The sequence below is a fragment of the Azospirillum canadense genome (genome assembly GCF_025961225.1).
In the GTDB taxonomy this organism is placed as follows: Bacteria; Pseudomonadota; Alphaproteobacteria; order Azospirillales; family Azospirillaceae; genus Azospirillum; species Azospirillum canadense.
This window is the reverse complement of sequence record NZ_JAOQNG010000007.1, coordinates 1,306,203-1,328,175: the sequence shown is the minus strand read 5'-3', so window position 1 is coordinate 1,328,175 and position 21,973 is coordinate 1,306,203. Positions and strand designations below refer to the sequence as shown.

The window sequence follows — 21,973 nt, the reverse complement described above, 5'->3', positions numbered from 1 at the left end:
TCGCATCGACCTGCTGGTCTTCTTCGTCGACCCGATGACCGCCCAGCCGCACGACGTGGACGTCAAGGCGCTGACCCGCCTCGCCACGCTCTACAACATCCCCATGGCCTGCAACGAGGCGACCGCGGACATGGTGGTTTCCTCGCCGCTGTTCTCCGACGGCTATTGCCCCCGCCCCGTCGATTTCGCCGCCCACGACAGCCGCACTGTCTGAGCCGCCATCCCATCCGCTGAGCCAACAATGGGTGTTGCGGACGGAAAACGGAACCCCATACTGTAGGAAATGCGCCGAGGCCCTTCATTCCACTTGCATCGGGAACTGATATATTAATATATTCCCGGAATGCAGGGCTTGGACGGGCGCACGGCCCACCGCCTCACCCCTTGGACACCGGCCCGCACCCGAATTCCTTACCGGAGAAGCATGATGCTCCACCCCGACCGTCTGTTCCCGAGCGACCCCGCGCAACGCGACATCGCGCGCCGGCTCTACGCGGCGGTGAGCAACCTGCCCATCGTCAGCCCGCACGGCCACACCGACCCGTCCTGGTTCGCCAAGGACGAGGCCTTCCCCGACCCGGCCGCGCTGTTCGTGAAGCCCGACCACTACGCCTTCCGCATGCTCTACAGCCAGGGCGTGACGATGGAGAGCCTGGGCGTGCCGCGCGCCGACGGCGGCGCGGTGGAGACCGACAGCCGCAAGATCTGGCGCCTGCTCGCCCAGCATTGGCACCTGTTCCGCGGCACGCCGACCCGCATGTGGCTCGACCACGCCTTCGAGACCGTCTTCGGCGTCACCGAGCGGCTGAGCCCGGCCAGCGCCGACCGCATCTACGACCAGATCGACGCTTGCCTGAAGAGCCCGGAGTTCCGCCCGCGTGCCCTGTTCAAGCGCTTCAACATCGAGCTGCTGGCCACCACCGAGTCGCCGCTCGACACGCTGGAGCATCACCGCGCCATCCGCGAGAGCGGCTGGGACGGCCGCGTCATCACCGCCTTCCGCCCGGACCCGGTCGTCGATCCGGAGTTCGAGGGCTTCCAGGCCAACGTGGAGACGCTGGGCGCGCTGGCCGGTGAGAACACCACGACCTGGGCCGGTTACCTGAACGCCCTGCGCAACCGCCGCCAGTATTTCAAGGAAGTCGGCGGCGCCACCTCCACCGACCACGGCCACGCCACCGCCGTCACCGCCGACCTCTCCACCGCCGAGGCTTCGGCGCTGTTCGACAAGGCGCTGCGCGGCAGCGTGACGGCGGCGGAGGCCGAGCTGTTCCGCGGCCAGATGCTGACCGAGATGGCCAAGATGAGCCTGGAAGACGGGCTGACCATGCAGATCCATCCGGGCAGCTTCCGCAACCACAACCCGGTGGTGTTCGAGCGGTTCGGCCGCGACAAGGGCGCCGACATCCCGACCCGCACCGACTATGTGCGGGCGCTGAAGCCGCTGCTCGACCGCGTCGGCAACGAGCGCGACCTGACCATCATCCTGTTCACGCTGGATGAGACCAGCTACGCCCGCGAGCTGGCGCCGCTGGCCGGCCATTACCCGGCGCTGCGCGTCGGCCCGGCCTGGTGGTTCCACGACAGCCCCGAGGGCATGCGCCGCTACCGCGAGATGGTCACGGAGACGGCCGGCTTCTACAACACGGTCGGCTTCAACGACGACACGCGCGCCTTCTGCTCGATCCCGGCCCGCCACGACGTCGCCCGCCGCGTCGACTGCGCCTTCCTGGCCCGCCTGGTCGCCGAGCACCGGTTGGAGGAGGACGAGGCCGCCGAGCTGGCCGTCGACCTCACCTACAACCTCGTCAAGAAGGCCTACAAGCTCTGACGCACAAATGCCCTCGCCCTTTATGGGGCGAGGGCATTTCCTGAAAAAGGACGAATTCCCATGGCCTCGCTGACCATCCGCCTGCACCCCGCGGACAACGTCGTCGTCGCCGGCGTCGACCTGCTGCCGGGCACCCCTCTGCCCGAAACTGACGTCGCCACCCGTGCCGCGATCCCCTCCGGCCACAAGGTCGCGGTGCGGGCCATCGCGGTCGGCGAGCCGGTACGCAAGTACAACCAGGTCATCGGCTTCGCCACCCAGCCGATCGAGCCCGGCGACCACGTGCACGTGCACAACACCGGCATGGGCGACAGCTTCGAGCGCGACTACGCCTTCAGCGCGGACGCCCACCCGACCGCCCTCATTCCGGAGGCCGAGCGCGCCACCTTCCAGGGCATCGTGCGCCCGGACGGCCGCGTGGCGACGCGCAACTTCATCGGCGTGCTGACCTCGGTGAACTGCTCGGCCACCGCGGCCCGGCTGATCACCGACAAGTTCCGCGGCGACGCGCTGGACGCCTACCCCAACGTCGACGGTGTGGTGGCCCTGGCGCACGGCTACGGCTGCGGCATGGGTGCCCAGGGGGAGGCCATCGACGCGCTGCGCCGGACCATCGCCGGCTACGCCCGCCACCCGAACTTCGCCGCCGTGATCATCCTGGGCCTCGGCTGCGAGGTGAACCAGATCGACCGTCTGGTCGAGGCGGAGAGGCTCGACCCCAGCGAGACGCTGCACACCATGAGCATCCAGGACCTGGGCGGCACGGCCTCGGCGGTGCGCGCGGGCGTGGAGCGGATCAAGGCGCTGCTGCCCAAGGCCAACGAGGTGCACCGTCAGACCGTGCCGGCCAGCCATCTGACCCTGGCGCTGCAGTGCGGCGGCTCCGACGGCTATTCGGGCATCACCGCCAACCCGGCGCTGGGCTACGCGGTCGACCTGCTGGTCCGCAACGGCGGCACGGCCGTGCTGAGCGAAACGCCGGAGGTCTACGGGGCAGAGCATCTGCTGACCCGCCGCGCGGTCAGCCGCGCGGTCGGCGAGAAGCTGGTCGAGCGCATCCGCTGGTGGGAAGACTACACCAGCCGCACCGGCGGCGAGATGAACAACAACCCGTCGCCCGGCAACAAGAAGGGCGGCCTGACCACCATCCTGGAGAAGTCGCTGGGCGCGGTCGCCAAGGCCGGCACGACGAACCTCGTGGACGTGGTGCGCTACGCCGAGCCCATCGTTGGTCCGGGCCTCGTCTTCATGGACACGCCGGGCTACGACCCGGTGTCGGCGACCGGTCAGGTGGCCGGCGGCGCCAACGTGCTGTGCTTCACCACGGGCCGCGGTTCGGTGTTCGGCAGCAAGCCGACGCCGTCGCTGAAGCTGGCGACCAACACGCCGCTCTACCGCAAGATGACCGACGACATGGACATCGACTGCGGCCCGATCGCCACCGGTGACGCGACCATCGAGGAGATCGGCCGGGCGATCTTCCAGCTGATCCTCGACACCGCGTCGGGCCAGAAGAGCAAGAGCGAACTGCTCGGCGTCGGCGCTGACGAGTTCACGCCGTGGCAGATGGGCGCGGTGATGTAAACCGTCACTTTCTCAGACGGCAAACCAGGTTCAGGGCACCACCGGGCAGCAATGCCCGGCGGTGCCCTTTTTTCGTTTGGAATCAGCGGACAAGGCCGGCATTGGCGGCACGGCCGGCTCCGCAGCGCTGCAAAACATGGCACGTATAGCGAAACTACATGCCGCGCCGTAAGCCGCCCGCCACAAGGCCGCCATTTCCGCCACTTTTACCAGATGCCTTCTTCGCTTCTGCGACGCCATGTCGCAGATTGATTTGTTAACACCAAGTATTCACAGTCGATGCCGTCTTGCCGGCCCAAGTCCACGGGTGTATGTAGCAAAACTACAAGACAGGTCCAGCGCGGTCATATCAAGAGCAGCGCTCGGCCACCGGGTCCGGCCCGCGGCGACGCTCCGCGCCGGGCCTTCACCTGAGGAAAACACCATGGACACCTTGTTGACGGATCAGCTGGTCGCAAGCTCGGCGCAGGGGGAGACTCTGCTTCCCTGGCGCGGCTTTGCCGGTGGGGACTGGCAAACGGCGGTGAACGTCCGCGACTTCATCCTGAAGAACGTGCGCCCTTACCAGGGCGACAGCGCCTTCCTCGCCGGGCCGACCGGCGGGACCAAGCTGCTGTGGGCCAAGGTCACCGATCTGCTGAAGGCGGAGCGCGCGGCCAAGGGTGGCGTGCTCGACGTGTCCAGCGAGGTGTTCTCCTCCATCACCGCCCACGCGCCGGGCTACATCGACAAGGACCTGGAGCTGATCGCCGGCTTGCAGACGGACAAGCCGCTGAAGCGCGCCGTCATGCCCTTCGGCGGCTGGCGCATGGTCAAGAACAGCCTGGAGGCCTACGATTTCCCCGTACCGCCGGCCCTTGAGGAGGTCTTTCCAAATCTCCGCAAGACGCACAACGACGGCGTCTTCGACGTCTATTCGGAAGAGGCGCTGAAGTGCCGCAAGTCCGGCGTCATCACCGGCCTGCCGGACGCCTATGGCCGCGGCCGCATCATCGGCGACTACCGCCGCGTCGCGCTCTACGGCGTCGATTTCCTGATCAAGGACAAGAAGGCCCAACTGAAGAGCCTGGAGCTTGACCGGCTCGACGAGAACGCCCTGCGCCTGCGCGAGGAGATCTCCGAGCAGATCAAGGCACTGAAGGAATTGGTCGCCATGGCCAAGTCCTACGGCTTCGACGTCGGCCGCGCCGCCGCCACGGCGCAGGAAGCGGTGCAGTGGACCTACCTCGGCTATCTGGCGGCGGTGAAGGAGGCCAACGGCGCCGCCATGTCGCTGGGCCGCACCTCCACGTTCCTCGACATCTACATCGAGCGCGACCTGCGTGAGCATCGCATCTGCGAGGTCGAGGCCCAGGCCCTGATCGACCAGTTCGTGATGAAGCTTCGCCTCGTGCGCTTCCTGCGCACGCCGGAATACGACCAGCTCTTCTCGGGCGACCCGACCTGGGTGACGGAGTGCGTCGGCGGCATGGCCCTGGACGGCCGCACCCTGGTCACCAAGAACAGCTTCCGCATCCTCAACACGCTGAACAACCTCGGCCCGGCGCCGGAGCCCAACCTGACCGTGCTGTGGTCGGAGCAACTGCCCGAGGGCTTCAAGGCCTTCTGCGCGGAGACCTCGATCAAGACCTGCTCGGTCCAGTACGAGAGCGACGACCTGATGCGCCCGTACTGGGGCGACGACTACGGCATCGCCTGCTGCGTCTCGGCCATGCGCATCGGCAAGCAGATGCAGTTCTTCGGCGCCCGCGCCAACCTCGCCAAGACGCTGCTCTACGCCATCAACGGCGGCCGCGACGAGCTGTCGGGCGAGCAGGTCGGCCCGGCCACCGCGCCGATCACCGGTGACGTGCTCGCCTACGACGAGGTGATGGCCCGCTTCCAGCCGATGATGGAGTGGCTGGCCCGCGTCTACATGAACGCGCTGAACGCCATCCACTACATGCACGACAAGTACATGTACGAGCGGCTGGAGATGGCCCTGCACGACCGCGACATCCTGCGCACCATGGCCTGCGGCATCGCCGGGCTGAGCGTGGTCGCGGACAGCCTGTCGGCCATCAAGCACGCCACGGTGAAGGTGGTGCGCGACGAGCGCGGGCTGGCGACCGACTTCGTGATCGCGGGCGAGTACCCGGCCTTCGGCAACAACGACGAGCGGGTGGACGGCATCGCGCGTTGGGCGGTGGAGGCGTTCATGGCCATGCTGCGCAAGCAGAAGGCCTACCGCGACGCCACGCCGACGCAGTCGGTGCTGACGATCACCAGCAACGTGGTGTACGGCAAGAAGACGGGCAACACGCCGGACGGGCGCAAGGCGGGCGAGCCCTTCGCGCCGGGGGCCAACCCGATGCACGGCCGGGACAAGAAGGGGGCCATGGCCTCCATGGCCTCGGTGGCCAAGCTGCCCTACGCGCACGCCCAGGACGGCATCAGCTACACCTTCACCATCGTGCCCGGCGCGCTCGGCCGCACGGAGGGCGAGCGGGTGGACAACCTGGTCGGTCTGCTCGACGGCTACTTCGGGCAGGGCGGGCACCACATCAACGTCAACGTGTTCGACCGCGAGACGCTGCTGCACGCCATGGACCATCCGGAGCTGTACCCGCAGCTGACCATCCGGGTGTCCGGCTACGCCGTCAACTTCATCAAGCTGACCCGCGAGCAGCAGCTCGATGTCATCAGCCGCACCTTCCACAAGGCGAACTGACCAAGGCCAGGGGCGCGTGCCGCAAGGCGCGCGCCCTTTCCTGTTTGCGAACCGAAAGATTCCGCCATGACCGAGACCACACGTCCCCGCCCCGTTGTCCTGTGCATCCTGGACGGCTGGGGCTATCGCGAGGAGCGGACGGACAACGCCATCGCGCTGGCCGACACGCCGACCTGGGACCGGCTGTGGTCGTCGGAGCCGCGCGCCTTCCTGGAGGCCAGCGAGGAGGAGGTCGGCCTGCCCAAGGGGCAGATGGGCAACTCCGAGGTCGGGCACATGAACCTCGGCGCCGGCCGCGTGGTCATGCAGGACCTCGTCATGATCGACCACGCCATCGTCCAGGGCGAGTTCGAGCGCAACAAAGCGCTGAACGATCTGGTCACGGCGCTGCACCAGACCGGTGGGCGCTGCCACATCCTCGGCCTGCTCTCGCCCGGCGGCGTGCATTCCCACCAGGACCACATCGCCGCGCTGGCCGCCGTGCTGTCGCATGAGGGCGTGCCGGTCGAGGTCCACGCCTTCACCGACGGCCGCGACGTGCCCCCGCAGAGCGCCAAGGACCAAGTCGCCGAATTCATGGCCACCACATTTATGACCGATGGGCACGAACTGGCCGGCGTGAACGTCGCCACCGTGTCCGGCCGCTACTACGCCATGGACCGCGACAAGCGTTGGGACCGCGTCGCCAAGGCCTACGCCGCCATCGTCCGGGGCGAGGGCGAGCGCGACGCCGACCCGATCCAGGCGATCGAACAGAGCTACGCCACCGGCAAGCACGACGAGTTCATCCTGCCGACGATCATCGACGGCTACACCGGCCTGAAGGACGGCGACGCCATCCTGATGGCCAACTTCCGCGCCGACCGCGCCCGCGAGATCCTGGCCGCCTTCGTCGACCCCGCCTTCGACGGCTTCGACCGCGGCACCGTCCCAACGCTCGCCGCCGCGGTGGGCATGGTGGAGTATTCCTCCGCCCTGGCGCCCTTCCTGACCACGATCTTCCCGCCGAAGTCCCTGACGAAGGTGCTGGGCGAGGTGGTCAGCGAGGCTGGCCTAACCCAGCTGCGCATCGCGGAGACGGAGAAGTACCCGCACGTCACCTTCTTCTTCAACGGCGGCGAGGAGCGGGTGTACCCGGGCGAGGACCGCATCCTGGTGCCCTCCCCGAAGGTCGCGACCTACGATCTTCAGCCGGAGATGTCGGCGGCGGAGGTGACCGACAAGGTCGTCGCGGCCGTGGACAGCGGCAAGTACGACTTGGTGGTCATCAACTACGCCAACCCGGACATGGTCGGCCACACCGGCTTCCTGGACGCCGCCATGAAGGCGGTCCAGGCCGTGGACACGAGCCTCGGCCGGCTGGAGGCCGCGGTGCGCCGCCAGGGCGGCGTCATGCTGGTCACCGCCGACCACGGCAACTGCGAGATGATGACCGACCCGGAGACGGACGGGCCGCACACCGCCCACACGCTCGACCGCGTCCCCCTGCTGCTCGTCAACGACCCGGCGGACGTTAAGGCGATCCGCAGCGGCCGGTTGGCCGACATCGCGCCGACCTTGCTCGACCTTCTGAGATTGCCCAAGCCGGTGGAGATGACCGGCACCAGCCTGCTCGATCGGTCGGGCAGCGGAGGAGCGCTCCCATGAGCGGCGCGTTCGCCCAAGTCCCCGCCCGCCTTCTGGAGCGGTCCGGTCCGCGCGTGGACAACGTCCGGCTCGGCATCCTGTCGATGCTCGCGGGCATCGCGCTGATGGCCGTGATGAACGCGCTGTCCAAGGTTCTGGCAGACGGCTACCCGCTGGCCGAGGTTACCTTCTTCCGCAACCTGTTCGGCCTGTTGCCGGCGGTGGCGATGGTCGCAGCGGCTGGTGGCCGGCGGGCGTTGTGCACGGCGAATCTCCGCGGGCACATCGGCCGGGCGGTGGTCGGCCTGATTTCCATGGTGCTGCTGTTCTGGTCGTACCGGCTGATGCCGCTGGCCGACGCGGTGGCGATCTCCTACTCCGCGCCGCTGTTCCTGACCGCCCTATCGGTGCCCTTGCTCGGCGAGCGGGTCGGCCCCTACCGCTGGGGCGCGGTGGCGGTCGGCTTCGTCGGCGTGCTGGTCATCGTGCAGCCGGGCGAAGGCACCTTCGGCCAGGGCGCGCCGGTCGCCATCGCCGCAGCGGTCGCCTACGCGCTCGCCCAGATCACCCTGCGCCAGCTGGGTCGCACCGAGGCGCCGGTGACCACGGTTTTCTACTTCACCGCCTTCGCAACGGCGCTGTGTGCGCTGGCCCTCCCCTTCGCCTGGGTGACCCCGAGCCTTGCCGACTTCGGTCTGATGGCCCTGATGGGGCTGGCCGGGGGCGGGTCGCAATACTTCATCACGCGCGCCTACGCACTGGCGCCGGGCGCAGTGGTCAGCCCCTTCAGCTACTCCGGCATCCTGTGGGCGACGCTGTTCGGCTGGATGCTGTGGGGCGACACGCCGGCCGCCCACGTGGTCGTCGGGGCACTGGTCCTGATCGCCAGCGGCCTGCTGATCCTGATCCGCGAGACGCGCCGCCGCGCCTGACCTGCCCCTGAATGAGTGGGGGGTGCGACAAACTGTAACGCCCCCACCCCGGCCATCGGTTCGCACTTGCCCTCCAAACTGATATATTAATATACTTCTTCAACGGCAAACGACCGGGCTCCCTCCCGAAGGCCCCTCCAGAAAGCTAGGATGATGACGGACTTCAACACCATCGATGACCTTAGCGTGAGCGGCCAGACGGTGCTGGTGCGCGCCGACCTGAACGTTCCGATGCAGGATGGCAAGGTATCGGACACGACCCGCATCGACCGGCTGGCGCCGACCCTGACCGAGCTGTCCAAGAAGGGTGCCAAGGTCGTCGTGCTGTCGCACTTCGGCCGTCCGAAGAACGGTCCGGACGCCAAGAACTCCCTGCGCAACGTGCTGGACGCGCTCAGCGCCGCCGTCGGCCAGAGCGTCGCCTTCGGCGAGGACTGCGTCGGCGACAAGGCCAAGCAGGCCATCGCCGGCGCCCAGCCGGGCGGCATCGTGCTGCTGGAGAACACCCGCTTCCATCCTGAGGAAGAGAAGAACGACCCGGCCTTCGCCAAGCAGATCGCCGAGCTGGGCGACCTGTACGTCAACGACGCCTTCTCCGCCGCCCACCGCGCCCACGCCTCCACCAAAGGGGTGGCGCAGTACCTGCCCGCCGCCGCCGGCCGGCTGATGCAAGCGGAGCTGGAGGCGCTGACCAAGGCGCTGGAGAAGCCGGAGCGCCCGGTCGCCGCGGTGGTCGGCGGGGCCAAGATCTCGACCAAGCTGGACCTGCTGGGCAACCTGGTGCGCAAGGTCGACATGCTGGCGCTGGGCGGCGGCATGGCCAACACCTTCCTCTACGCCCAGGGCGTCGATGTCGGCGCCTCGCTGTGCGAGAAGGACATGGCCGACCAGGCGCGCGCCATCATGGAGACGGCCAAGGCGGCCAATTGCGAGCTTCTGCTGCCGGTGGACTTGATCGTCGCCAAGGAGTTCAAGGCGGGGGCCGCCAACCGCGCCGTCGCCGCCAACGCCATCGGTGCGGATGAGATGGCGCTGGACGTCGGGCCGAAGACGGTGGAGTTCCTCGGCCTGAAGCTGCAGGGCGCCAAGACCATCGTGTGGAACGGCCCGCTCGGCGCCTTCGAGATCCAGCCGTTTGACGCCGGCACCAACGCGGTGGCCGGTCTGGTCGCCGAGCGCACGGCGGAAGGCGGGCTGCTGTCGGTGGCCGGCGGCGGCGACACGGTCGCGGCGCTCGCCCACGCCGGGGTCGAGGAAAAGTTCACCTACATCTCCGCCGCCGGCGGCGCCTTCCTGGAATGGCTGGAAGGCAAGGACCTGCCCGGCGTCGCCGCGCTGAAGAAATAAGCGCGATCACGGATCAACAGGGGCGCGCCTTCGCAGCGCCATTCCCTATCAAGGGCCCCATCAAGCATTGGAGTTTCGGTTATGACTGTTCGTGTTGCGATCAACGGGTTTGGCCGCATTGGTCGTCTGGTCCTGCGGGCCATTTACGAGAGCGGCCGCACCGACGTGGAGGTCGTGGCGATCAACGACCTCGCCGATCTCAAGGCCAACGCCCACCTGCTGAAGTACGACAGCGTCCACGGCCGCTTCCCCGGCACCATCGAGACCCGCGATGGCGAGCTGATCGTCAACGGCCATTCGATCAAGGTCGTGCAGGAGCGTGACCCGGCCAAGCTGCCGTGGAAGGACCTGAACGTCCAGGTCGCTATGGAATGCTCGGGCATCTTCACCAAGCGCGCCGACGCCGCCAAGCACCTGGAGGCGGGTGCGGAGAAGGTGCTGATCTCCGCCCCGGCGACGGACGAGGACATTACCGTCGTCTATGGCGTCAACCACGACCAGCTGAAGGCCGAGCACCGCATCGTGTCGAACGCGTCGTGCACCACGAACTGCCTGGCCCCGGTGGCCTTCGTTCTGCACAACCTGATCGGCATTGAGAAGGGCTTCATGACCACGATCCACTCCTACACGGGCGACCAGCGGGTCGTGGACACCAACCACAAGGACCTGCACCGCGCCCGCGCCGCGGCGCTGAACATGATCCCGACCTCCACCGGCGCCGCCAAGGCCGTCGGCAAGGTCCTGCCGGAGCTGAAGGGCAAGCTGGACGGCACCGCCATCCGCGTTCCGACCCCGAACGTCTCGGTCGTGGACTTCAAGTTCACCGCCAAGCGCGCGACTTCCGTCGAGGAAATCACGAAGGCCATCACCGAGGCCGCCAACGGTCCGCTGAAAGGCATCCTCGGCACCTATACCGAGGAGCTGGTGTCGGGTGACTTCAACCACGACCCGCACAGCTCGACCTTCGCGCTGAACGAGGTCAAGGTCATCGACGGGACTTTCGTCCGTATCATGGCTTGGTACGACAACGAGTGGGGCTTCTCCAGCCGCATGAGCGACACCGCTGTCGCCATGACGAACGCGAAGTAACCGCGAACGCCAAATAACCGCTAACCGAACGCTGCGCGACATCCAGACGAGGATAAGGTGCCATGAGCAAGACCATGATGTGGGACGAGACCGACTCCAAAGGTTTCGAGTCCGAGTGCCTGTTCAACGAGGATTCGCGCAGCTTCGAGGTGATGGTCTGCACCTCCGGCCAAGCGGTGTGCCGGTCGGAGTCCTTCCTGGCCGCCATCGACCCAGCGCAGGGCATGGGCGAGGAGGACCGGCTGCGGTCGATGATGATCGCCGAACGCCTCGTCGCCGACATCGAACGCGATCTCGGCGATCATTGATCCGGCACGCCGGGACCGTCCCAGGGGACGCACCATGAACACGTCACGTTTCAAAGTTGCCAGCTTGGGCGAATGCATGCTGGAGATGGTCCGCCGGCCCGACGGCACCTTCACCATGGGCTTCGGCGGCGACACGCTGAACACCGCCGTCTATCTGGCCCGGCTCGGCGCGCGGGTGGACTATGTCACGGCGCTGGGCGACGACCCGAACAGCAACGCCATGGTCGCCGCCTGGACCGTGGAGGGCGTGGACACTGGCCATGTGCTGCGCGTGCCCGGCCGCGTGCCCGGCCTCTACATGATCGAGACTGACGACCGGGGCGAACGCCGCTTCCTCTACTGGCGCGACGCCGCCCCGGCCCGTGAGCTGTTCGTGCTGCCGCAATCGCCGGCCCTGATCGCCGACCTCGAAAGCTACGACCTGCTCTACCTCTCCGGCATCAGCCTGGCGATCTGGGGCGAGCGCGGGCGCGAGGTGCTGTTCCCGCTGCTCGACCGGCTGCGGGAACGCGGCGGTCGCGTCGCTTTCGACACCAACTGGCGCCCGCGCCTGTGGCCGGACAAGGAAACGGCGCAGCGCGCTTACGACGCCATGTTCCAGCGCGCCGACATCGCCCTGCCCGGCGTGGAGGATCTGCGCGGCCTGTACGGCGACACCGACGCCGCCGCGGCGCTGGCCCGCGTGCGCGCCGCCGGCATGCCGGAGATCGTGCTGAAGCTGGAGCAGCCCGGCTGCATCATCGCCACCGCGGACGGGTTCCAGGAGGAGGTGCCCTGTCAGAAGGTCGCCAAGATCGTGGACACCACCGCGGCCGGCGACAGCTTCTCCGCCGGCTACCTCGCCGCCCGCCTGCATGGGCGCGACCCGGTGGAGGCCGCCCGTGCCGCCCACCGCATCGCCGCCGTCGTCATCCAGCACCGCGGCGCCATCATCCCGCGTGAGGCGATGACCTACGCCGACGCGGAACCCGCCTTAGCCTGAGCGCCCCGCGCCCACCCTCACCAGGGAGACCGGTCACCGATGCCAGACAGCCTCCACCCCCGTGACCTGCCCCCGCGACGGTCGGGGCGGGGCACCAAAAAGACTGCGGCCGGCGCTCCCCGGCGTTCGGCCACCGCGGCCAGCGGCATTTACCGCTCCCTGCGCGACGAGATCGTGTCCCTGCGCCGCCGGCCGGGCGAATCCATTGTCGAGAAGCAGGTCGCGGAAGCCTACGGCGTCAGCCGCACCCCCGTCCGCGAGGCGCTGCTGAAGCTGGCCGACGAGGGGTTGGTCAAGGTCTTTCCGCAGTCCGGAACCTTCGTCGCCCGCATCCCCGTCGACGCGCTGCCCGAGGCCGGCGCGATCCGCAAGGCGCTGGAACTCGCCACCGTGCGCCGCGCCGCCGAGCGGGCGACGCGCAGCCGAGCGGGCGACGCGCAGCCAGGTCGCCAACCTGCAAGCCTGCTTGGTGCACCAGCACGAGGTGGATTTGGCGCACGACGCCAACGCCTTCCATCAGGCCGACGAGACCTTCCACGCGATGCTCGCCGACGTCGCCGGCTATCCCGGCTTCTGGACGCTGGTCCAGCAAGTGAAGGTGCAGGTGGACCGCTGCCGCCGCCTGACCCTGCCGTCGCCCGGCCGCATGGGCAAGGTGATCGCCGAGCATGAGGCGGTGGTGCAGGCCATCGCCGCCCATGACCCGGACCGCGCCATCCGGGCGCTCGACCTCCACCTGGACGGGCTGCTCGTGTCCATCGACGACATCCGCAGCGTTTATCCGCACTTCTTCTCCGGCGCTCCCGACGGGCGTCTGCCCCACTGATCCTTTTGCCAAGGCCACATCATGACCGTTCCTCGCCTTGAACCCTCCTTGACCGGCGCCCGGATCGTCCCGGTCCTGGTGCTCGACAACCCGGCCGAGGCCGTTCCGCTGGCCGAGGCGCTGGTCGCCGGCGGCTTGACCACGCTGGAGATCACGCTGCGCACGCCCGGCGCGCTCGCCTGCGCGGAAGCGATCGCCGCCAAGGTGCCGGGCGCGCTGGTCGGGCTCGGCACGCTGATCCGGCCGGAGCAGTTCGCCCAGGCCCGCGACGTCGGCGCCCGCTTCGTCGTCAGCCCCGGCCTGACCGACCGGCTGGCCGAGGCCGCCAAGGCCGCCGGCCTGCCCTACCTGCCGGGCATCGCCACGGTGACCGAGGCGCTGATCGCCTACGAGCACGGCTTCCGCGAGCTGAAGTTCTTCCCGGCCATGCTCAACGGCGGCGCCCCGGCGCTCCGCGGCATGGCCCCTTTGCTCCCGAAAATCTGCTTCTGCCCGACCGGCGGCATCAAGGCGGAGACTGTCCGCGAGATCCTGGGCCTGCCCAACGTCTTCGCGCTCGGCGGCACGTGGCTGACCCCGGCCGACGCTGTCAAGGAGCGCCGCTGGGCTGACATCGAGCGCCTCGCCCGCGAGGCTGCTGCTTTGGTGGCCTAATCCCCCCAAACACGGACGTGGTGCCTTGGCGGAGTTGCCCCCGAGGTGATATATCGGTGCGCGTATGATTGAGCACCTGCAGCAAATCGTTCTACAATCGGGTGCCGATGCTTAGAAAATGTCCCTCTCACGCCGGAGCGATCCCACGATGACCACCGACGCCGCCCTCCGTCACGCCGCTCCGGTCACCGAGGCCGACACCACCACGTCCCAGGGCACCGATCATGAGGCCGAGAAGGACGCCCCGCTGCGCGAGGACATCCGCCTGCTCGGCCGCCTGATCGGCGACACGGTGCGCGAGCAGGAGGGCGAGGACGTCTACGGCGTCGTGGAGCGGGTCCGCCAAGCCTCCGTCCGCTTCAACCGCGACGACGACGACTCGGCCGGACGGGAGATGGCGGAGATCCTGAACGCCCTGCCGCGCGACACGATGATGTCGGTGGTGCGCTCCTTCTCCTACTTCCTGCACCTCGCCAACATCGCCGAGGACCAGCACCACATCCGTCGCAACCGGGAGCACGCCGCCGCCGGGTCGCCGCCGCGCGAGGGAACCCTGGCCTTCGCCCTCGACCGGCTTCAGGAGGCCGGCGTCACCCCCGACCGGCTGGAGGAGGTGCTGCGCATCGCGCTGGTCAGCCCGGTGCTGACCGCCCACCCGACCGAGGTCCAGCGCAAGAGCATCCTGGGGCTGGAGCACAAGGTCGCGGCATTGCTGCACGAGCGCGACCGCTCCCGCCTGACCCCGGAGGAGGCGGAGGCCAACCTCGACGGCCTTCAGGAGGCCGTCCTGACCCTGTGGCGCACCCGCATGCTGCGCCCGCAGCGCCTCGCCGTGATCGACGAGGTCAAGAACGGCATCTCCTACTACACCGACACCTTCTTCACCGAGTTGCCCAAGCTGTTCTGCCGGTTCGAGGATCTGCTGTCCAAGCGCTCCCCCGACCGGGAATGGACGCTGCCGCCCTTCTTCCGCATCGGCTCCTGGATCGGCGGCGACCGCGACGGCAACCCCTTCGTCACGGCGCCCATCCTGCGCGAGGCGATGCGGCTGCAATCGACCGCAGCGCTCGACCACTACCTGTCGGAAATCCATGAGCTGGGCGCGGAACTGCCGCTGTCGGAGCTTCTGCTCGGCAAGTCGCCGGAGCTGGAGGCGCTGGCGGAGCGCTCCCCCGACCATTCCCCGCACCGCGCGGACGAGCCGTTCCGGCGCGCGCTGACCGGCATCTACGCCCGTCTCGCCGCCACGCTGCAGACGCTCGACCAGCACGAGGCGCTGCGCAACGCCGTCGGCAAGGCGGAGCCCTACCCGTCCAGCGCCGAGCTGCTGGCCGACCTGGAGGTGCTGTCGAAGGCGCTGAAGACGCACCACGCCGAACGGCTGGCGGGCGGGCGCCTGCGCCGGCTGATCATCGCGGTGAACGTGTTCGGCTTCCATCTGGCGCCGATCGACCTGCGCCAGAACTCCGACGTGCACCAGCGTACGGTGGCGGAACTGCTGGCCGTCGCCGGCCGCTGCGCCGACTACACCGCCCTGCCGGAGGACGAGCGCATCGCCCTGCTGGCCGAGGAGATCGCCTCGCCCCGGCCGCTGCATTCGCCCTATCACCCCTATTCGGAGGAGACCGCCGGCGAACTGGCGATCTTCTTCACCGCCCGCCAGCTGCGCGAGACCTACGGCGCCGCAGCGCTGCCCAACTGCATCATCTCCAAGACCGACGGCGCGTCGGACCTGCTGGAGGTGGCGCTTCTGCTGAAGGAGGCCGGGCTGCTGCGCCCGGCGGCCGGGCCGGACAAGGCCTCGACGCTCGCCCTCAACATCATTCCGCTGTTCGAGACCATCGAGGACCTGCGGCAGGCCCCGGCGACGATGGAGCGGCTGTTCACCCTGCCCGCCTACCGCGCGCTGGTCACCTCGCGCGGCGACGAGCAGGAGGTGATGCTGGGATATTCCGACAGCAACAAGGACGGCGGCTTCCTGACGTCGGGGTGGGAGCTGTACAAGGCGGAGATCGAGCTGGCCAAGCTGTTCGACCGCCATGGCGTCCGCATGCGGCTGTTCCACGGCCGCGGCGGCTCGGTCGGCCGCGGCGGCGGGCCGAGCTACCAGGCGATCCTGGCCCAGCCGCACGGCGCGGTGTCCGGCCAGATCCGCATTACCGAGCAAGGCGAGGTCATCGCCTCCAAGTACGGCCGTCCGGAGGTTGGGCAGCGCAACCTGGAGGTCCTGACCGCCGCGACGCTGGAAGCGACGCTGCTCGACCTGGAGAACGACGTCGAGCCGGCGGAATCCTTCTACGCCGCCATGGAGCGCCTGTCGCAGCTGGCCTTCGAGGCCTACCGCGGGCTGGTCTACGAGACGCCGGGCTTCACCCAATATTTCCGCACCGCGACCCCGATCTCGGAGATCGCGACGCTGAACATCGGCAGCCGCCCGGCCTCGCGCACCAAGTCGGACCGCATCGAGGATCTGCGCGCCATCCCCTGGGTCTTCTCCTGGGCGCAGTGCCGCCTGATGCTGCCGGGCTGGTTCGGCTTCGGCAGCGCCGTGGAGGCCTGGCTGAAGGAGGAGCCGAACGGGCTGGAGCTGTTGCAGCGCATGAGCCGCGCCTGGCCGTTCTTCCGCACGCTGCTGTCCAACATGGACATGGTGCTGGCCAAGACCGACCTCGCCATCGCCTCGCGCTACGCGGAGCTGGTCGAGGATGCGGAGCTGCGCCAGCGCATCTTCGGCGAGATCCGGGCGGAGTGGCAGCGCACGCGCAAGCATCTGCTGGCGATCATCGGGCAGGAGAATTTCCTGGCCGACAACCCGCTGCTGGCGCGGTCGATCCGCAACCGCTTCCCCTACATGGATCCGCTGAACCACGTGCAGATCGAGCTGCTGCGCCGTCACCGCGCCGGCAGCACCGACGAGCGCGTCCGCCGCGGCGTCCTGATGTCCATCAACGGCATCGCCGCCGGCCTGCGCAACAGCGGCTGACGGCGAGACCGGGTGGTCACTGGCCGCGGACAGAGGCGTCCGCGGTCGTGACGGGCCGGGCGCGGCGCGCAGGCACGTGAAGAAGACTCACGGCGCCCCCGGCCAGGGCAAGGGCGGCGGCCACGGTGAGGCCGATGCGCGGTGCTGTCACCGCGCCGGCAACCAGCGAGAACAGCAGCGTCATGATCACCGCACCGGCGGTCTGCCCGACCAGCCGGGCGGTGCCCTGCATCCCGCCCGCCGCGCCGCTGCGCGCCTTGGGCGCGGTCAGCAGCATGTTCCGGTTGTTGGGCGTCTGGAACAGGCCGAAGCCGAAGCCGCTGATCGCCATGAAGGCCAGGAGCGGCGTCAGGTCGTCCTCCAGCGGCCAGACCGCCGAGAGGGTCAGGCCGACGGCAAGCAGCAGCCCGCCCAAGGCGCACAGCCAGCCCGTCGCCATGCGATCGGCCAGCCGGCCGGACACTGGCGCTGCAACGGCGGTGGCGAGCGGCCAGGGCACCAGGAACAGCCCGGTCGTGAAGGCGTCTCGCCCAAGGCCATGCTGCAGGTAGAAGGGCAGCGCCACCGCGCTCGCCATCTGGCCGGCGAAGCAGAGGACGGACGCGACGACCGACAGGCGGAAGGACGGCACCCGCAGCAGGTCGAGTGGGACCAGTGGCGCCTCCCGCCCGCTCTCGCGCCGGACGAGGCCGACCAGGCAGACCGCCGCGACTGTGAGCAACGCGCCGCCCTGGCCGGGCTGGGACGGCAGGATCTCCGCCCCCATCACCAGGGCGGCGAAGAAGCCCCCGTTGAGCGCGACGCTGATGGGATCGATGCGCCGCTTCGCGCCCTCGATGGCAGGCAAGGCGCGGGCGGTCGCCAACACGATGGCGCCGATCGGGATGTTGATGGCGAACAGGAACGGCCAGGGCGCGACGGCGAGAACCGCCGCACCGATCGTCGGCCCCGCCGCCGAGGACAAGGCGATGGCCACCGCGTTCCACCCGATGGCCGCCCCCAGCAGCCGCTGCGGGTAGACGAAGCGCAGCAGCGCGACGCCGAGCGCCATCACCGCGGCCCCGCCCAGCCCCTGGACGAACCTTGCGACCACCAGCCACGGCAGGGTCGGCGCCAGGGCACAGCCGGCCGAGGCAACGGTGAAGAGCAGCACGCCGCCGGCGAACACCCGCCGGTACCCCAGGCTTTCGCCGAGCGCCGCCATGGGCAGCAGCGCGACAACCAGCGCCAGCTGGTAGCCGGTGATGATCCAGACGGAGTCGGCCGGCGCGACGCGAAGCGTGTCGGCGACGACCGGCAGGGCGATGTTGGCGATGGCGCCGTCGAGCACGACGAGCACGATCGCGGCGATGACGGACGCAGCGGCCATGATGCGGCGGGGAACCGGAAGTCCGTCCGGCGGCTGGGTGGCGGGCATCGATGAGGGCATCAGGGTCTCCGATAATGGTCGGACTCAAGGTCGCCCATAGCGAGCCCTGGCGGAAGACGCAGCCCAAGCAGGTTATTCCTGCATAGAACGCCATGTGTTAGCGTGGCCGCCCATGGCCGATCCCGATCTCAACCTTCTCCTCGCGCTCGACGCGCTGCTTGCGGAGGGCAGCGTGGTCAGGGCGGCCAAGCGGCTTGGCCTCAGCGATTCCGCCATGAGCCGCACGCTGGCGCGGCTGCGGGACGCCACCGGCGACCCCTTGCTCGTCCGCGCCGGGCGCGGCCTCGTGCCCACGCCGCACGCCATCGAGCTGCAGGAGCGGGTGCACGGCCTCGCCGAGGAAGCGCGCGCGGTCCTGCGCCCGGCGGCGGCTATCGACATCGCGAAGCTGGAGCGCAGCTTCACCCTGCGCGCCAGCGAGAGCTTCATCGAGGTCTTCGCCGCCCGGCTGGTGACCCGCATGACCGCCGAGGCCCCTGGCGTCCTGCTGCGCTTCGCGCCCAGGCCGGACCGCGACGTTCAGGCCCTGCGGGACGGGCGTGTCGACCTGGAGATCGGCGCGCATTTCGAAACCGCACCGGAATTGAAGGTGCAGAGCCTGCTGCGCGACCGGCTGGTCTGCGCCGTGCGCGACGGCCACCCGCTGACCCGGCACGAGGTCGTAACGCCGGAACTCTACGCCGCCGGCCGCCATGTGGTCACCTCGCGCGGCGGCCGCACGAGGGAGCCGGTGGACGACGCGCTCGCCGCGCTCGGGCTCACCCGCAAGGTGGTCGCCGTGGTGCCGAGCTTCCCGGCCGCCCTGGCGATCGTCCGCGCGTCCGACCTGATCGCGCTGGTGTCCGAGGGACAGGTCGCCGCCGGCCGCGCCGGCATCCGAACCTTCCCGCTTCCCGTCGCCATGGACGACGTCACCGTCATTCAGATGTGGCACCCCCGCCACGACGCCGACCCGGCCCACCACTGGTTGCGTGGACAGGTGCTTGCTGCCTGCCGCGAGGGTCCCTGACTCGCATTCCAGCCGGTAAAATTCCGTCAGCGCCACGTTCGCGCTTGCGCCCATTCTGATATATTAGTATGCTGACCCCGTTGTTCAGCGTGGCGTGCCCAATCATCGGGCGGCACGACGTCCTGGACGTTTCCTCCCTAAACTGAGGCCACCGGGGTCTGTCCCTGGTGGCTTTTTTCTTGCCTTGACGCGCTTTCGGTTGGTTTGCCGGGTGCGAGGGACTTGCCGCGCCCGCCCCCTAACGCATTGTACAATCGCGATTATTATGGTGCAGCGTGGCCCCCGCCTCCGAGTCTTCCGATCACCTATGCTGCGCTTGCGAAGAGGCTTACGCCGAACGGACAGGCCGTGCGGAATTTGGTCGGCCGATCGTCCGCACCCGAAAAAGATGCTTGCACCAACAACTGATATATTAATATAACCGGCGCTGCGGGACGCGCCCCGCGCCGAAGACGCCCGAAGCCGACGACCACACAAAGGGTCGGTTCACAGGCGCGCGCAGAAACCTCCGCCGCCGCGGGGATGGGAGAACGCTTATGAAGAGAATTCGTGGTTTGCGCTGGCAGATTCTGGCCCTGGTCATGCTGGGCACGATCGTCAACTACATCGACCGCAACACGTTGGGCATTCTCGCGCCGACGCTGAAGGAACAACTGCACTTCACGACGGAGCAATATTCCTACATCGTCAGCACGTTCCAGCTCTGTTACAGCCTGATGCAGCCGATCGCCGGCTACATCACCGACCTGATCGGGCTGAAGTTCGGCTACTTCATGTTCGCCTTCGTCTGGGGCACCGCGGCGGCGCTGCACGCCTTTGCCGGCGGCTGGCAGTCGATGGCCTTCTTCCGCGGCCTGCTGGGCATCTCTGAGGCCGCCGCCATGCCCTCGGGCGCCAAGACCTCGACCCTGTGGTTCCCGGCCAAGGAACGCTCCATCGCCACGGGCTGGTTCAACACCGGCAGCTCAGTCGGCGCCATGGTCGCCCCGCCGCTGGTCATCTGGCTGTCGGTCAGCTACAGCTGGCAAATCGCCTTCGTCGTCACCGGCCTGATGGGGGTGGCGATGTCGCTGATCTGGGTGTCGCTGTACCGCAACCCGGAGAACCATCCCCGCCTGACCAAGGACGAGCACGCCTACATCCTGGAAGGCCAACCGCAGGTCGCGCTGCCCAAGCCCTCCATGAAGCGGGTGGTCACCAAGGGCAAGTTCTGGGGCATCGCCGCCGCCCGTTTCCTGACGGAGCCGGCCTGGCAGACCTTCAGCTTCTGGATCCCGCTGTACATGGTCAGCGTGCGCGGCATGGACATCAAGCAGTTTGCCCTGTTCGCCTGGCTGCCTTTCCTGTTCGCCGACCTCGGCTGCATCCTGTCCGGCTACCTGTCGCCCTTCTTTGCCAAGCGTTTCAAGATGACGCTGGTCAACTCCCGCATTGCCGGCATCGGCATCGGCGCGCTGTGCATGATCGGCCCGGCCCTCATCGGCCTGTCCAGCAGCCCGATCACCGCGATCTTCCTGTTCTCCCTGGGCGGCTTTGCGCACCAGATGCTGTCGAGCCTGCTCTACGCCCTGGTCACCGACACGTTCGAGAAGCAGGACGTCGCCACCGCGACCGGCTTCGGCGGCATGGCCGGCTATCTCGGCGGCATGATCTTCTCGCTGATCATCGGCCAGCTCGCCAACACCATCGGGTACGAGCCGCTGTTCGCCTGCCTGTCGGTCTTCGACATCGCCGCCTTCATCGTCGTCGCCCTGGTGCTCGGCCAGCGCCGCGGTGGGGAGCCGGCACCCCAGCACTTGTCGGCCAACGCGGCCGGCGCGGACTGACGTTCAACGCCTGAGCGTATCATTGAAGGGCGGGGCCTGTCCGGGCTCCGCCCTTCATCGTTTTCGGGCAGCATTATTACGGCATACGCAATAATGAACTACCAAATCGACTCATTCTCGTGATCGGATGGCGGTGGCACCTTCTGTGTGCGGATCGGGAATGAACCCGGCCAGCATCGCAGGAGTCAGCCATGAAGCTCTATCACCATCCGATGTCGGGCCATGCCCACCGCGCCCGCCTGTTCGTGTCGCTGCTCGGACTGCCGCATGAGTTGGTCGAGGTTGACCTGATGGCGGGGGCGCACAAAACGCCCGCGTTCCTGGCACTGAACCCGTTCGGTCAGGTGCCCGTGCTAGACGACGACGGCGTGGTCGTCTCCGACTCCAACGCCATCCTGGTCTATCTGGCGAAGAAGGCCGGGCGCAGCGACTGGCTGCCCGAGGACGCGCAGAGTGCCGCCGCCGTCCAGCGCTGGCTGTCGGTCGCCGCCGGCGAGGTCGCCTACGGCCCCGCGGCGGCGCGGCTGGTCACGGTGTTCGGCGCCAAGTACAACGCGGAAGAGGTTATCGGCCGGGCCCACGCCCTGCTGAAGAAGCTCGATAGCCACCTGTCCGGCCGCGACTGGCTGGTCGGCGACCGGCCGACCATCGCCGACGTCGCCATCTACAGCTACGTCGCGCGCGCTCCGGAAGGCAACGTCGACCTGTCGGGCTATCCGGCCGTCAACGCCTTCCTCCGTCGGGTCGAGGCTCTGCCGGGTTTCGTCCCGTTCGTCCAGACGCGGGCGGGGCTCACCGCCGCGTGACGCTGCGTCCGGGCGCGCAACCGGCGCGCCC

The 21,973-nt window shown here is 68.5% G+C and carries 17 protein-coding genes and 1 pseudogene; 17 read left to right on the top strand and 1 reads right to left on the bottom strand.

The annotated features are described in order from the left end of the window. From M2351_RS33775 to ppc, 14 genes and pseudogenes are all read left to right on the top strand, one after another. Window positions 1-214: methylglyoxal synthase (locus tag M2351_RS33775; protein WP_264660362.1), on the top strand; the 214-nt coding region annotated here is incomplete at its 5' end. A gap of 210 nt (window positions 215-424) precedes the next feature. Beyond that, entirely contained in the window at window positions 425-1,831 is a 1,407-nt protein-coding gene (uxaC, locus tag M2351_RS33770; protein WP_264660361.1) for a glucuronate isomerase, read from the top strand. 60 nt (window positions 1,832-1,891) lie between these two features. Further along, window positions 1,892-3,415 (top strand): UxaA family hydrolase, encoded by a 1,524-nt coding sequence (locus tag M2351_RS33765; RefSeq protein ID WP_264660360.1) that lies wholly within the window; start codon window positions 1,892-1,894, stop codon window positions 3,413-3,415. A 424-nt stretch (window positions 3,416-3,839) separates the two neighbouring features. After that, the gene (gene pflB, locus M2351_RS33760) at window positions 3,840-6,125 is read left to right on the top strand and encodes a formate C-acetyltransferase (RefSeq protein ID WP_264660359.1); all 2,286 of its coding nucleotides are present in this window, start codon (window positions 3,840-3,842) and stop codon (window positions 6,123-6,125) included. A 66-nt stretch (window positions 6,126-6,191) separates the two neighbouring features. Beyond that, entirely contained in the window at window positions 6,192-7,772 is a 1,581-nt protein-coding gene (gene gpmI, locus M2351_RS33755; protein ID WP_264660358.1) for a 2,3-bisphosphoglycerate-independent phosphoglycerate mutase, read from the top strand. Beyond that, the gene (locus M2351_RS33750; RefSeq protein ID WP_264660357.1) at window positions 7,769-8,683 is read left to right on the top strand and encodes a DMT family transporter; all 915 of its coding nucleotides are present in this window, start codon (window positions 7,769-7,771) and stop codon (window positions 8,681-8,683) included. Before gpmI ends, M2351_RS33750 begins: the two co-directional genes overlap by 4 nt. Window positions 8,684-8,836: 153 nt before the next feature. Continuing rightward, window positions 8,837-10,030 (top strand): phosphoglycerate kinase, encoded by a 1,194-nt coding sequence (locus tag M2351_RS33745; RefSeq protein WP_264660398.1) that lies wholly within the window; start codon window positions 8,837-8,839, stop codon window positions 10,028-10,030. Between the two features lie 81 nt (window positions 10,031-10,111). Beyond that, the gene (gene gap / locus M2351_RS33740) at window positions 10,112-11,119 is read left to right on the top strand and encodes a type I glyceraldehyde-3-phosphate dehydrogenase (RefSeq protein ID WP_264660356.1); all 1,008 of its coding nucleotides are present in this window, start codon (window positions 10,112-10,114) and stop codon (window positions 11,117-11,119) included. A gap of 62 nt (window positions 11,120-11,181) precedes the next feature. Next, entirely contained in the window at window positions 11,182-11,427 is a 246-nt protein-coding gene (locus M2351_RS33735; RefSeq protein ID WP_264660355.1) for a hypothetical protein, read from the top strand. A gap of 34 nt (window positions 11,428-11,461) precedes the next feature. Beyond that, the gene (locus M2351_RS33730; RefSeq protein WP_264660354.1) at window positions 11,462-12,409 is read left to right on the top strand and encodes a sugar kinase; all 948 of its coding nucleotides are present in this window, start codon (window positions 11,462-11,464) and stop codon (window positions 12,407-12,409) included. Between the two features lie 39 nt (window positions 12,410-12,448). Then, window positions 12,449-12,673: pseudogene (locus tag M2351_RS45365) on the top strand (GntR family transcriptional regulator); the annotation flags it as partial. Between the two features lie 205 nt (window positions 12,674-12,878). Further along, complete coding sequence (locus tag M2351_RS45360; protein ID WP_406567462.1) at window positions 12,879-13,235, top strand: GntR family transcriptional regulator; 357 nt, start codon at window positions 12,879-12,881, stop codon at window positions 13,233-13,235. Between the two features lie 21 nt (window positions 13,236-13,256). Beyond that, window positions 13,257-13,889 carry a bifunctional 4-hydroxy-2-oxoglutarate aldolase/2-dehydro-3-deoxy-phosphogluconate aldolase gene (gene eda, locus M2351_RS33720; protein WP_264660353.1) on the top strand — a complete coding sequence of 211 codons (633 nt, stop codon included), beginning with the start codon at window positions 13,257-13,259 and terminating at the stop codon, window positions 13,887-13,889. Between the two features lie 148 nt (window positions 13,890-14,037). After that, complete coding sequence (gene ppc, locus M2351_RS33715; protein WP_264660352.1) at window positions 14,038-16,872, top strand: phosphoenolpyruvate carboxylase; 2,835 nt, start codon at window positions 14,038-14,040, stop codon at window positions 16,870-16,872. Between the two features lie 16 nt (window positions 16,873-16,888). On the opposite strand, the gene M2351_RS33710 is transcribed toward ppc, so the two are convergent. Further along, entirely contained in the window at window positions 16,889-18,301 is a 1,413-nt protein-coding gene (locus M2351_RS33710; RefSeq protein WP_264660351.1) for an MFS transporter, read from the bottom strand. A gap of 112 nt (window positions 18,302-18,413) precedes the next feature. Between M2351_RS33710 and M2351_RS33705 the strand changes: the two genes are divergently transcribed. From M2351_RS33705 to M2351_RS33695, 3 genes are all read left to right on the top strand, one after another. Next, the gene (locus M2351_RS33705; protein WP_264660350.1) at window positions 18,414-19,310 is read left to right on the top strand and encodes a LysR family transcriptional regulator; all 897 of its coding nucleotides are present in this window, start codon (window positions 18,414-18,416) and stop codon (window positions 19,308-19,310) included. A 536-nt stretch (window positions 19,311-19,846) separates the two neighbouring features. Next, window positions 19,847-21,136, top strand: a complete 1,290-nt coding sequence (locus M2351_RS33700) for an MFS transporter (protein ID WP_264660349.1) — start codon at window positions 19,847-19,849, stop codon at window positions 21,134-21,136. Window positions 21,137-21,327: 191 nt separating this feature from the next. Then, complete coding sequence (locus M2351_RS33695; protein ID WP_264660348.1) at window positions 21,328-21,942, top strand: glutathione S-transferase family protein; 615 nt, start codon at window positions 21,328-21,330, stop codon at window positions 21,940-21,942. The last annotated feature ends 31 nt before the right edge of the window (window positions 21,943-21,973 follow it).

Coding starts and splice junctions, on each gene's coding strand:
- M2351_RS33735 (WP_264660355.1), top strand. CDS start 11,182: ATGAGCAAGACCATGATGTGGGACGAGACCGACTCCAAAGGTTTCGAG.
- M2351_RS33765 (WP_264660360.1), top strand. CDS start 1,892: ATGGCCTCGCTGACCATCCGCCTGCACCCCGCGGACAACGTCGTCGTC.
- gap (WP_264660356.1), top strand. CDS start 10,112: ATGACTGTTCGTGTTGCGATCAACGGGTTTGGCCGCATTGGTCGTCTG.
- ppc (WP_264660352.1), top strand. CDS start 14,038: ATGACCACCGACGCCGCCCTCCGTCACGCCGCTCCGGTCACCGAGGCC.
- M2351_RS33705 (WP_264660350.1), top strand. CDS start 18,414: ATGGCCGATCCCGATCTCAACCTTCTCCTCGCGCTCGACGCGCTGCTT.
- uxaC (WP_264660361.1), top strand. CDS start 425: ATGATGCTCCACCCCGACCGTCTGTTCCCGAGCGACCCCGCGCAACGC.
- eda (WP_264660353.1), top strand. CDS start 13,257: ATGACCGTTCCTCGCCTTGAACCCTCCTTGACCGGCGCCCGGATCGTC.
- M2351_RS33745 (WP_264660398.1), top strand. CDS start 8,837: ATGACGGACTTCAACACCATCGATGACCTTAGCGTGAGCGGCCAGACG.
- M2351_RS33750 (WP_264660357.1), top strand. CDS start 7,769: ATGAGCGGCGCGTTCGCCCAAGTCCCCGCCCGCCTTCTGGAGCGGTCC.
- M2351_RS33730 (WP_264660354.1), top strand. CDS start 11,462: ATGAACACGTCACGTTTCAAAGTTGCCAGCTTGGGCGAATGCATGCTG.
- M2351_RS33695 (WP_264660348.1), top strand. CDS start 21,328: ATGAAGCTCTATCACCATCCGATGTCGGGCCATGCCCACCGCGCCCGC.
- gpmI (WP_264660358.1), top strand. CDS start 6,192: ATGACCGAGACCACACGTCCCCGCCCCGTTGTCCTGTGCATCCTGGAC.
- M2351_RS33700 (WP_264660349.1), top strand. CDS start 19,847: ATGAAGAGAATTCGTGGTTTGCGCTGGCAGATTCTGGCCCTGGTCATG.
- pflB (WP_264660359.1), top strand. CDS start 3,840: ATGGACACCTTGTTGACGGATCAGCTGGTCGCAAGCTCGGCGCAGGGG.
- M2351_RS33710 (WP_264660351.1), bottom strand. CDS start 18,301: ATGCCCTCATCGATGCCCGCCACCCAGCCGCCGGACGGACTTCCGGTT.